Source organism: Sphingomonas sp., from assembly GCF_013816785.1.
Classification (GTDB): Bacteria; Pseudomonadota; Alphaproteobacteria; order Sphingomonadales; family Sphingomonadaceae; genus Sphingomicrobium.
Map to the genome: position 1 here is coordinate 1 of NZ_JACDDV010000062.1, position 11,450 is coordinate 11,450.

Consider the following 11,450-nt stretch of genomic DNA (forward strand, 5'->3'; position numbering starts at 1 on the left):
GGTCCAGCGCGCCAGCGCCTCGAACCCGGCAACCTCGCCCGACTTCAGGTCGATCAGCGGCTGGTAGAACAGCTTCAACTGGTCCTTGTCGAGCGCGCGGCGAAGCTCGGTCTCGATCGAGAAGCGTCGCCGCGCGGCGCTCGCTTCCTTGGGCTCATACACCTGCGGTTTCCCCGCCAGCTTGGCCTGCTTGACCGCGAACTGGGCGTTGCGGAACAGCTCCTCAGCGTCCTGGTCGTCGTGCATCAGGGCGACGCCGATCGCGCATTCGACGCGAATTTCCAGCTCCGACAGGCGGAACGGAGTCGCCATGACTTCCTGGATGCGCTCGGCGGCGGCCAGCGCATCGATGCTGCCACGCTTCAGCCCGACCAAAATGCCGAACTCATTGCCCCCGGTCCGCGCCAGCACGTCGCCCGATCGCAACGCCGAGATCAGCCGGCGGGCGAAGGTGATCAGCAGTTCGTCGCCGGCGAGCGCGCCCATCGACTCATTGATCCGGCTGAAGCGCAGCATGTCGACCACCAACACCGCATAGGCGGCGTCGACCTTTCCCGCCGGCATGCCGACCGCCGTGCTGCCGCGCGCCTCGACCGTCTCGGTGAAGCTCAGGCGGTTGGGCAGCCCGGTCAGGCTGTCGCGCAGCATTTCGGCGCGCAGCGTGCGCTCGGCCTGGACCTCCACGGTCCGCTCGACCAGGCTGACCAGGCAACGCGGGCTGTTGAAGGTGCTGGCACGCGGCAGGGGGGCCAGCTTGATCCGGTAATAGCGCGCGCCAAACCCTTCGCCGTCGCAAAAGTCGAGCTCGCTCGGCGCGTCGAAATCCGCCAGGAACGCCATCATCATCTGGGCGATCTGAATATGCGTGCAGTGACGAAAATCGCCGCTCATCATCAACGCGTCGCCGGTCGTCGCCATCACCTCGTCGAACCGCGGATTTCGTTCGAGCAGTTTGAGCACGCCATGCTTGTTGAGACCGACGATCGCAGCCGCGATTGGCAGGGCCGTGAGCAAGGCGAGTTCGTCCGCCGACGCGTGGGCGGTCCGAACCTCGTTCCTGTCCGCCGCGCGAGCACCCTTGGGCGCGGTCGCGCGCTTTGCTGCAGCCTGCATGAGTGCAGCGTTAACCGGGGGAGGTTAACAGACCGTCACGACCCGTCGCTTCTCGCCGCTCGGCTTTACGAGAACCGGTTGCTCCTCGGGAATCCGTTGGGCGCGATGCGGCCGCTCGCCCCGCGGATCGCGCGCCACGGCGTCAAGTCCGTCTCCGACCGCACTCGCCCGCTGTCGCCGCCCAACGGCCAGCTGATTCCGTCGGCCATCGCAAAGGCCATCGCGTCGCTCAGCCCGCCGTCGCGATAGCGCTGCAGCTGCACCCCGGACCCGCGCCCCAATTCGGGCAGTTCGTCGATCCTGAACACCAGCATCTTGCGGTTCTCGCCGATCGCCGCGACCGCGTCGGCCGCGCCCGGCACGGGCTTGAGCACCACCACCTTCGCCCCGGGCCGCAAATTGACCAGCTGCTTGCCCTTGCGCGTTTCGGCCAGCGTCGCCTCGCCGCTCGTCACGAACCCGCGCCCGTCGCTGGTCGCGACCAGCAGCCGCATCTCGGGCCGCGCCACCATCGTCGCGATAATCTCGGCCTCGGCCTCCAGGTCGATCGTCAGCCGCACCGGCTCGCCGAACCCGCGCCCGCCGGGCAGCTTGTCGCCGCCCAGCGTATAGACCCGCCCATTGTCAGCCATCAGCAGCAGCTTGTCAGTGGTCTGCGCGTGGAAATGGAGATGCGGCCCGTCCCCCTCGCGCCACTTCAATTCGGCGATCTCGGCCAGCGCGACATGCCCCTTCATCGCCCGGATCCAGCCGCGCTGCGACAGGATCACGGTGATCGGCTCCTTCTCGATCATCTGGCTCCAGTCGAGCTCCCGGGCGGGGCCGGACTCCACAAGAAGCGTCCGCCGCTCGTCCCCGGCATAAGCCTCACGCACCGCCGCCAGGTCGCGCTTCAATCGGGTCCGTTGCCGCGCGGGGCTCTCGACCAGTCGCGCCAGCTCCTCGCGCTCCTTTGCCAGCTTGGCGCGCTCCTTGCCGATCTCCATCTCTTCCAAGCGCCGCAAGCTGCGCAGCCGCATGTTCAAGATAGCCTCGGCCTGCCGATCGGTCAGCGCGAACTCGGCGATCATCACCGCCTTGGCCTCATCCTCGGTACGGATGATCTCGATCACCCGGTCGAGATTGAGAAACGCCACCAGAAACCCGTCGAGCAACTCCAATCGGTCGTCGATCTTGCCGATCCGCGTCGTCGAGCGCCTGAGCAACACCTCGATCTGGAACTCGAGCCACGCCAGCAGCACTTGGCGCAAACTCATCACGCCCGGCGTGCGATGCTTGTCGAGCACGTTCAGATTGAGCGGGAAGCGCACTTCCAACTCGCTCATCCGGAACAGGCTCTCCATCAGCAGCTCGGGATCGACCGTCCGCGAGCGCGGCTCGAGCACGATCCGCACCGCCGCGTCGCTCTCGTCACGCACATCGGCCAGGATCGGGAGCTTCTTGTCCCCGATCAGCCCGGCGATGGCCTCGATCAGCTTGCCCTTCTGCACCCCATACGGAATCTCGCTGACCAGCAGATGCCACCCCCCGCCCTTCTCGCGCTCGACCGAAATCTTGGCGCGCAGCCGGAAGCTCCCCCGCCCGGTCCTGTAGGCCAGCGCAATCGCCTCGCGCCCGTCGACCAGCACCCCGCCGGTGGGAAAATCAGGCCCCTGGACGAAATCCATCAAGTCGCGATCGTCCGCCCCCGGATTGTCGATCAGATGCGACGCCGCCTCGATCAGCTCGCCGACATGGTGCGGCGGGATCGACGTCGCCATCCCCACCGCAATCCCCGACGACCCGTTGGCAAGCAGATTGGGGAACAGCCCGGGAAACACCTCGGGCTCCTCATCCTCCCCATTATAGGTCGCGCGATAGTCGACTGTCCCCTCGTCGAGCCCGGCCATCAGCCGCGCCGCGGTCGCCGTCAGCCGCGCCTCGGTATAGCGGTAGGCGGCGGCATTATCCCCGTCGATATTCCCGAAATTCCCCTGCCCGTCGACCAGCGGATAGCGCAGCGCGAAATCCTGCGCCAACCGCACCATCGCGTCATACACCGACTGGTCGCCGTGCGGATGGTATTTGCCGATGACGTCGCCGACGACGCGAGCGCATTTCTTGTAAGCGGAGGCGGGATCGAGCTTGAGCAACCGCATCGCCCACAGAAGGCGGCGATGCACCGGCTTCAACCCGTCGCGGACATCGGGAAGCGAGCGCGCGGTGATGGTGGAGAGGGCATAAACGAGGTAGCGCTCGGAGAGAGCGGCATCGAAGGGAACTTCGATTTCGGATTCGGTGGGTTGCATGGGATGCAACTAGCAAGCGCGCGGCCTCGCCGTCACCCCAGTCAAGCCCATCATTCTATTTTTCCACCTCATCCAGAAAAAGCGTGATGACTGTTGCAGTGTATTGGCGCCCATCATAGAACATCTCGGGAACAGGAGCGGTCGAATGAATCAGTCGAATGGCGCGGGTTTACGGAAATACGGCGTCGTGTCGTTGTTCTCCGGTGCGATGGGCTTCGATCTCGGACTTGAGGCAACAGGGCGCTTCGAGACATTGGCCGCGCTGGAATTCGACAAAGCCTGCTGCGACACGATCCGACTGAACCGGGACAAAGGGCGCACTGCCCGTCGAGACATGCGGGTGCACGAGGGCGACATAACTCGAATACCGGCTGTTTCCGTCATGGCAGACCTTGGCATGGCGACTGGAGAATTGGACCTCCTTTGCGCTGGCCCACCTTGCCAAAGCTTCAGCACCACTGGCCGGCGCCGTACTGTGGAGGATCCTCGTGGAACCCTGCTTTGGCAGGTCATCGAGTATATCGACGTGTTCCGCCCGAAGACATTCGTGATTGAGAATGTTCGCGGATTACTTTCTGCCGCACTGAAACACAGGCCAATCGCGGCCAGGCCGGAAAAGGGCGGACTACCCCTTGATCCCGACGAGATGCCGGGATCGGTCATGAGGAAGTTCTTGGAGGATTTGCGGAGGCGCTTCGGCGAGGTTTATCGCATGGACGTCTTTGAGGTGAACGCCGCAAACTACGGCGCGCCACAAATTCGCGAGCGCGCCATATTCATCGGCAACCGAATGGATGCGGTTATCGACTTTCCAGAGCCAACGCACGGTCCTAATCAATTGCCCTACGCAACTTTGGGGGACGCCCTAAGGCGGGTAGGTCATGAGCTTAATTCCGTCATTATGGACTTTTCACCACGCAAGAAAAGCTATCTCTCGATGATTCCACCTGGCGGAAACTGGCGATGTCTTCCTCTGGCGTTACAAATGGAATCGATGGGGAAGGCATTCCACGCAAAGGGAGGTCGATCCGGATGGTGGCGCCGTTTGAGCGCCGACCTGCCATGCCCAACTATTGTTACGATGCCCAATCACGCGAGTACCGCGCTCACTCATCCCACCGAAGTTCGCGCATTGACCGTCGCCGAGTGTGCCGCAGTTCAGGAATTCCCGCCCGAATGGCAGTTCAGAGGCACGCCGCAGGATCAGTATCGCCAAGTCGGCAATGCAGTTCCAGTGCGTCTGGGTATCGCAGCGGGCAACGCAATTGCGAGCTGCTTGGACCGCGACCCGGCCATAGCGCAACCGAGCACCGAAACGTCCTCATATCGTCTCGTTTATCTTCGCTCTCATGTTCGCACCCGACAGTGGTTTAAGGGAGGCGCGAGTAAGGTGTGGACTGATGGAGCCGATAACGGTGCCGCCGAATATGCGGCACCTCGTACTCATCGCAGGGAAAAGGTGTTTGCCGGTGCCTGAGGGCGGAGACGAAGCCGAAATTGAGTACGCGCCGCCCATCCCATTAGCAGATGCGGAGCGTCCGCGCCGATTTCGACGCAATCAATTGCAGGAGGAAATGCCCGAAGACTTTCAGTCGCAACTGACGGAAGAGACGTATCAGTTTCTCTGTCGCCGCTTCCAGAAACTTGCGGTCGATTTCAATGACATTGCCAAAACAAACTTCAACCCGTTCCTGCTGCTCATAACCGCCCCGGTCTACAACATATTCAGTCCCTACGAGGTCGCGGAACGGTTACAGCTAGGGAAGGCTTACCACGGCGACGATACAGCCTTCGGAAAGCTCGCCGAAGACAAGTTTTTGAAGATCATGGGCGCGCGGTCGCCACCCGAGAAACTGGCCGCCAAGGCTGCAAAGGATGCCGTCGGCAAGGATCGTTGGTCCCCGATTGATCTCGACATCGAGGTTGAAGGTCAGCGATACCTCATGAGCATCAAAGCAGGCCCGTGGACGATGAATCAATCGCACGCGGCCGAGATGATCCGTCATTTTCAAGAGCTTCATGACGTGACTGGCGCCCGTCTTGTCATCGGCATCACTTACGGCAGATACCGAAGGCTGAACAACAAACCGGCCTTGGTCGATAGGGAGTTGGGTCGCCCCGATTGGTTCGATTTTCTCGTCGGAAAGGATCTCTGGGAATTCGTGAGCGGCGTGAAGGACGTTCATCGCCACATGTACCAAGCCATTCGCGATGGTCAGAAGCGCTTTGCTCGCGAACATGCAGATCGAACTTTCTATGAACACCTAAAAGCGAACGCCCTCAGCATCTCTCAATCGCTCCGTGCCCAATTCGATATCGAAAACGAAGACGATTTCTGGGGAACGCTTTTCAACGCCGCCTTTGAAAGTCATGCCGGTCTGCCCGGCGAGCCGGTGCATGTCCCCCCGTTAGCTGATGTTGAAGGACTCAAAGCCGACTGAAGGGTATAGCAAGAGAACTTGCGATCAGTACGTCAATGACGTAGATTCAGCAAATGAAAGACAGCGATTTCGAAAGCCTCCAGCGCGGCCTCGCCGAGGTTGAGGCGTACAAGACGGGTAAGCGCGCCGGCTTTGTCGTCCATGAGCCGGTCGATGTCCGTCAACTGCGCGCGCGCACCAAGCTCACCCGCGCCCGCTTCGCCGAGCGCTACGGCCTCGACAGCCGCACGCTCGAACAATGGGAGCAAGGTCGCCGTCGTCCCGACAAGAGCAGCGAAACCTACCTCCGCCTGATCGAAAAAGCGCCCGATCAAGTCGCCGATCTCGTCTCGGGGCTTTGAATACTCGGTGAACCATTACCCCCACCAACGGTTCACCTCTCATCCCCACCCCGCCCCCATCGAAAGGCCCACATGACCCCCGCTCAAACCACCGCCTGGCTTCGCGTCGGCCTCGATAGCTGGAACCTGGGCCTTGCCGCCGCCCGCGTCGTCGAGCTGCGCGCGGCGCGGCTGGCCGAGGGCGGCCCCGCGGCGGGCTTGGAAGCGTGGCTGATGATGACCGAAAAATGGCAGGCGGCGGTGGAACTTCAGGCCGAACTCCTCGCGCGCGGCCCCGCCGCCGATCCGCTCACCACCTCGCGCCGCGCCGTCACCCACTACCGCCGCAAGGTCGCCGCCAACGCCCGGCGCCTCAAATAAGCAAAGCCCCTCGCCGGCTGCGCACTAAACCCCTCCGCGCCTCCGCGTGAACCCCTTTGCCTTGTGCAACATTCGCTGTCCTACATGAACCGGATAGGTTATATTCGCTGAATGACCTTGTCCCCGCTGCGCGCATACCCACCATTCTACCCGCAGCTTTCCGCGCTTCGCCTCGCCCCACCCGCGCCGCCGCCCCGCTCCAAATTCATCGCCGTCAGTGCGAACATTGGGAACATTCGCGAAAACCCCGGGAACGGCGACACCGTCAACTTCGTCAACTTCGCCTCGGGAAACGCGACGATTCTGGAATGGTCCGATTGGTTCGGCAGATGATGGGGTGCGACGCGAACGAAGGTCGGGATGTCAGGGATAAACCGTCGATCGCGCCGCCGGGTGAGGAAAGCTCGCCTGCCGCTGTCCGTCACGCGCCGCTCGACCGGCACCGCGTGAAATTCGACCAACGGCCGCTTAGTCGGCTTTGCCCCGCTCTCGCCGCGACACGCCGCCGGCCACCGCGACGTCCATCGTCACATTGCCCAGCGTTCGGAAAATGTCGGGGATGGTCTCGACCGCGACCAGCAGCGCGAGCGGGGTGATCGGCACCCCCATCGCCAGCGCGATCGGCGCGATCGAGGTGATGAAACTCAACTGCCCCGGCAGGCTGACGGTGCCGTAGGTCGTCGTCGCCGCGACCACCACTCCGGCAATCAGCGCGGTCGGGCCGAGCTCGAGGCCGAGCCAGTGGGCGACATAGATTGCCACGCCGATGTTCATCGCCGGCCCGGTCGCTCTGAGCAGGGCGACCGCCATCGGCAAGGTGATGTCGGTGGTCGTCTCGCCTACGCCAAGCTTCTTGGCCGCGACGATCATCGCCGGCAGGCTGGCGATGCTCGACTGGGTGGAGATCGCCACCGCCTGAGCCGGCGAGACCGCCCGGGCGAATTCCGCCGGGCGGAAGCGCGACAGGGTCACGGCGACGACATAGGCAGCGAGCAGGATGGCAATCCCAACCGAGGAAATGATGACGATATAGTGGATCAGTGCCCCGAACGCCGATCCCCCCGCTCCCGCCCCGACCGCGAAGGCCAGCGCGAACACGCCCAGCGGCGCGACCCACAAGACCCAGCCGATCACCACCAGCAGCGCATCGGCGATCGCGGCGAAGAAGGCGCCGAGCAGCCGGCGTTTCTCGGTCTCGAGCTGGGTGATGGCGAACGCGAACAGCAGCGAAAAGGTGACCAGCCCCAGGATCGCTCCGTCGGCCGCCGCCCCGACCACGTTCGACGGCACGAAGCTTCTGAGCAGGTCGGCCGGATTGGGCACCGCTCCCTGCGCCGTCGAGGCATCGACCGACGCGAGCCCGGCCCGCAGCGCTTCGGCGGCGGCTTGCGGCAGCGGGAACAGGTTGAGCAGGAGCGGCGTAACGAGCGCCCCGAACACCGCCGAGCTGGTCAGGATGACGACGAACCAGATCAGCGATCGCCGCGCCGTCCCGCCGGCCTCGGCCTGTTCGGCGCCCGACACGATCCCGGTCACCAGCAACGAGACGATCAGCGGCACCACCGTCATCTTGAGCGCGTCGAGCCACATCCCGCCGACGGTCGAAGCGGCGCGGACCAAGGGCTCGCGCCATCCGTCCCCGGCCCCCGCCGCCACCAGCGCGCCGAGCAACAGCCCAGCGACCAGCGCCCCCAATATCCGCCACGTCGCGCCTGCGGTCAGGCCTACCGGAGTGCGCGCGGCCTGCTCGTCGGCCGTCACGGCTTGCGGAACTTGAGTAGGAAGCGATCGGTCTTACCGCGAATGTTGGGGTCGAACACCGGCAGGCTATGGTCGTCGGCCGTGTTGCGGAGCATGTCGCTCTCCGCCACCAGTTTGAACCCGGCTCGCTTGAAATCGGCCTTGACCGTCTCGGGGTCGATCCGGTGTAACTTCTGCGCCGTATCACGGGTGTCGCCGGGGTTGCCGACATGGTCGATCACGCCGACCACCGCGCCCCGCTTCATCGAGCCATAGATCACCTTGAGCCAAGCGTCGGGATCGATCTTCACTACGTCGTCCTTGGCGCTCACCCAATAGACATCGTGATAGTCGAGGTTGATCAGCATGAAGTCGTAGGCCGCGGCCGGCAGGTCGGGCGACTCGAACCTACTAACCCGCATCCAAACATTGGGCTGCCTTGCCTTAAAAGCAGTAAAGCGGTCATAGGTCTTCTGCTTGTATGATTGCTGCGGCTCCCAGATCGTCACGCGGCCCTTCGGCCCGACAACCGGCGCGGTGATCTCGGTCCAGTAGAGATTTCCACCGAACGGATCGGACACCCGAATGCCGGGCTTGAGACCGAGGAACGCCAGCACTTCGGCCGGCTTGCGGCTCTCGTCGAGCTTGACGTTGGCCTCGCTCCGCGCCGCGGTCGCCGCAACGCTTGCCTTGATATTGGCCGGCACCGGAGCCGCGTTGGCCGGAACCGCCATCGCCAGAAAAAGTGCCGCCAAGAGTTTTGTCCGCATGTCTTGCCTTCCAGTTGCCTGCCGAACATCTACGCTGGCAATTTCGGAAGCGCCAGACCGTCAGGCCGCTCTGCGAACCAAGCCGGCATCTTCACGCCAGCAGCCACTAAGGCGCGCTGAACCGAGGAGGCTTTTTCCTTGCCTCATGCGTTAGAGCGTCACAGCAAAAAATGCTGGCGCATATATTCAGGAGTAACAGGTCCATGACCGACACCAGCCACGATATTCGAACCCTCAACGGCTTGATCGCCACCACCATCGACAGCGTCGACGGATATCGGACAAGCGCCGAGGCCGTCGACAGTTCGCGCTTCGCCGACCAGTTCAAGGCTCGCGCCGATGAGCGGTCGTCGGTCGCCGAAAGCCTTCGTGCGGAGGTTAGCCGCCTCGGCGGCAATGCTGAAGACGATGGTACGCTCCTCGCCGCCGGCCATCGTGCCTTCGTAAACCTGAAGGGTGCGGTCACCAGTCGGGACGACCAGGCGATCGTCAACGAAGTCGAGCGCGGCGAAGATCATATTAAGGCCAAGTTTGAATCCGCGCTCGAAGACCGCGATCTGTCGAGCGAAACTCGGTCGGCAATCGAGCTTGCCTTCACCTCGGTTAAGTCGGGGCACGACGAAATGAGCAATCTCAAGCATCAACTCGAAGCCCATGAGGGAGAGACACGATGAGCATTTTCGGCAAGATCAAAGACGCCATTTTCGGACACAAGGCGGCTGCCCCAGCGCCGCAAGAACGCCCGCAGATTCCCGCCGGTATGGACGGCGGTCCTGCGGCCGGAACCGCGACCGCACCCGCACCGACGCAGCCCGCGCAGGTCGACGTCAATCAGGTGCTCACGCAGATCGCGGCGTCGAAAGGCAACCCCGACCTCAACTGGAAGACGTCGATCGTCGATCTGATGAAGCTGCTCGACATGGATTCGAGCCTCGACAATCGCAAGGAACTGGCGACCGAGCTCGGCTATACCGGTCAGAAGGATGGCAGCGCCGAAATGAACATGTGGCTCCAACGCGAGGTCATGCGCCAACTGGCGGCCAACGGCGGCAAGGTTCCGGCCAGCCTCACCGATTAGGTCGGTGAGGTTAGGGGTGGCGGCAAGCCAGCGCCGCTACCCCTTTTAGGTCCGGGTTCAAGCGCCTTGCCACTTCGAGCCGTAGCATCAAATTATTGGCCGGCATGGTGCGCCGCTCGACGAGCGATAGGCCGCGGCACTCGGCCTCGTCGGCAAAGGCCTCGACAGTCCGCAGCCCCCACCGTGGATTGCGATCGCGCAAGGATAGGTCGAACCCCTGGTTCGACGGCGCGACCGGCTTCCCCAGTTCAATCCACGGCCCATAGAGAATTAGTGATTCGCGCGTGCGAAGGAGCCGCGCGGCGCCATCGAGCAACCCCAGCGCCGCTTCCCATGGCGCGATGTGGACCATGTTGATCGACACCAGGGCATTGGCTCGGTCGATCGGCCAGCTGACTGCCGAGGCGTCGAGCGCGATCGGAACGAGCAGGTTGGGCGGGCCGTCCTTCCGCCACGCGGCGATCGAGACTAGCGTCAGGGGATCGGGATCGCTCGGCTGCCATTGGATATTTGGGAAGCGCCGCGCGAACGCCAGCGCATGTTCGCCGGTGCCGCTGGCGATCTCGAGCACCATTCCTTGGGTCGGAAGCCAATCGGCCAGAACGTCGCCGATCGGCTCGACGTTGCGGGCCGCGGCGGGGGCGTGGCGGCGCTGGTCGCTGCTGAGATCGCCGATATTATAAGGCGGGAAGGTCGGTCCGGTCACTACGTCATCGCTCGCGCGCGTCGCTCGCGAACGATCAGCCAGAGGAGCAAACCGATCGGCCCGGCCATCAGCGTCACGAACAGGATCGGGAGCTGGACCAGCCGCGAGAAGCCTTTGTGGTCGGCGTCCTTGGCGATCCACAGTCCGACGAACAGATCGAACGCCAGATAATGGGTCCAACCCAAGACGATGCCGCCATCGCTCATGAACAGGGCTCGGAGCCCGGCGATCGAGTAATCGGTCAAGTCAGGTGCTGCCACACCCGCGACGCGGGCCGGATCGACGAAGCCGCCGAACAATCCAATGAACATCGCCGCATAGGTCGTGCATAAGATGCCGACGCAAGCGTAAAGCACGATCGCCTGCACCTTTGGACCTCTCGGCAACAGCGCAAGCATCAACCAACCGCCCAAGGCGACGGCGTTGGTGAAGCCGAACAGGAAATCCCAGTTCATCAGCCGCCGCCTGTTTCCGCCCCTTCGCCGCCGTCCGCACCATCGGGCGCCGGTGTCTTGTACGCCAGGATCGGCTTGCGCGCTGCCAGCGTTTCGTCGAGCCGGCGTCGCGGAGCGTAGATCGGCGCGACTTTCAACGCCTCATCTCCACCGCGCGC

The 11,450-nt window shown here is 63.5% G+C and carries 12 protein-coding genes; 6 read left to right on the forward strand and 6 right to left on the reverse strand.

What is annotated here, in order from left to right; all coding sequences use genetic code 11:
- A partial coding sequence (locus tag H0W65_RS10950; protein ID WP_294007555.1) for a diguanylate cyclase occupies nucleotides 1-1,113 on the reverse strand: 1,113 nt, incomplete at its 3' end.
- A gap of 65 nt (nucleotides 1,114-1,178) precedes the next feature.
- A complete protein-coding gene (parC, locus tag H0W65_RS10955) occupies nucleotides 1,179-3,401 on the reverse strand; it encodes a DNA topoisomerase IV subunit A (protein ID WP_294007557.1) in 2,223 nt (740 codons plus the stop codon).
- A 145-nt stretch (nucleotides 3,402-3,546) separates the two neighbouring features.
- On the opposite strand from parC, the gene H0W65_RS10960 reads away from it, so the two are divergent.
- The 4 genes from H0W65_RS10960 to H0W65_RS10975 all read left to right on the forward strand — a co-directional run bounded on the left by H0W65_RS10960 (nucleotide 3,547) and on the right by H0W65_RS10975 (nucleotide 6,543).
- On the forward strand, nucleotides 3,547-4,878 hold the full coding sequence (locus H0W65_RS10960; protein ID WP_294007559.1) for a DNA cytosine methyltransferase: 1,332 nt from the start codon (nucleotides 3,547-3,549) through the stop codon (nucleotides 4,876-4,878).
- A complete protein-coding gene (locus H0W65_RS10965) occupies nucleotides 4,871-5,842 on the forward strand; it encodes a PmeII family type II restriction endonuclease (RefSeq protein WP_294007561.1) in 972 nt (323 codons plus the stop codon). Before H0W65_RS10960 ends, H0W65_RS10965 begins: the two co-directional genes overlap by 8 nt.
- A 53-nt stretch (nucleotides 5,843-5,895) precedes the next feature.
- Nucleotides 5,896-6,183, forward strand: coding sequence for a helix-turn-helix domain-containing protein (locus tag H0W65_RS10970; RefSeq protein ID WP_294007563.1), 288 nt, complete (start codon nucleotides 5,896-5,898; stop codon nucleotides 6,181-6,183).
- A 72-nt stretch (nucleotides 6,184-6,255) separates the two neighbouring features.
- The gene (locus H0W65_RS10975) at nucleotides 6,256-6,543 is read left to right on the forward strand and encodes a hypothetical protein (protein WP_294007565.1); all 288 of its coding nucleotides are present in this window, start codon (nucleotides 6,256-6,258) and stop codon (nucleotides 6,541-6,543) included.
- A 468-nt stretch (nucleotides 6,544-7,011) separates the two neighbouring features.
- Here the strand turns inward: H0W65_RS10975 and H0W65_RS10980 are convergent, their stop codons facing one another.
- On the reverse strand, nucleotides 7,012-8,304 hold the full coding sequence (locus H0W65_RS10980; RefSeq protein ID WP_294007567.1) for a cation:dicarboxylase symporter family transporter: 1,293 nt from the start codon (nucleotides 8,302-8,304) through the stop codon (nucleotides 7,012-7,014).
- A complete protein-coding gene (locus tag H0W65_RS10985) occupies nucleotides 8,301-9,053 on the reverse strand; it encodes a methyltransferase (RefSeq protein WP_294007569.1) in 753 nt (250 codons plus the stop codon). Before H0W65_RS10985 ends, H0W65_RS10980 begins: the two co-directional genes overlap by 4 nt.
- Nucleotides 9,054-9,256: 203 nt before the next feature.
- On the opposite strand from H0W65_RS10985, the gene H0W65_RS10990 reads away from it, so the two are divergent.
- Nucleotides 9,257-9,727 carry a PA2169 family four-helix-bundle protein gene (locus H0W65_RS10990; protein WP_294007571.1) on the forward strand — a complete coding sequence of 157 codons (471 nt, stop codon included), beginning with the start codon at nucleotides 9,257-9,259 and terminating at the stop codon, nucleotides 9,725-9,727.
- Nucleotides 9,724-10,131 (forward strand): DUF3597 domain-containing protein, encoded by a 408-nt coding sequence (locus H0W65_RS10995; protein ID WP_294007573.1) that lies wholly within the window; start codon nucleotides 9,724-9,726, stop codon nucleotides 10,129-10,131. Before H0W65_RS10990 ends, H0W65_RS10995 begins: the two co-directional genes overlap by 4 nt.
- 10 nt (nucleotides 10,132-10,141) lie before the next feature.
- On the opposite strand, the gene H0W65_RS11000 is transcribed toward H0W65_RS10995, so the two are convergent.
- A complete protein-coding gene (locus H0W65_RS11000) occupies nucleotides 10,142-10,837 on the reverse strand; it encodes a DUF938 domain-containing protein (RefSeq protein ID WP_294007574.1) in 696 nt (231 codons plus the stop codon).
- Nucleotides 10,837-11,292 (reverse strand): ABA4-like family protein, encoded by a 456-nt coding sequence (locus tag H0W65_RS11005; RefSeq protein ID WP_294007576.1) that lies wholly within the window; start codon nucleotides 11,290-11,292, stop codon nucleotides 10,837-10,839. The genes H0W65_RS11000 and H0W65_RS11005 overlap by 1 nt, the downstream gene beginning before the upstream one ends.
- Nucleotides 11,293-11,450: the final 158 nt, after the last annotated feature.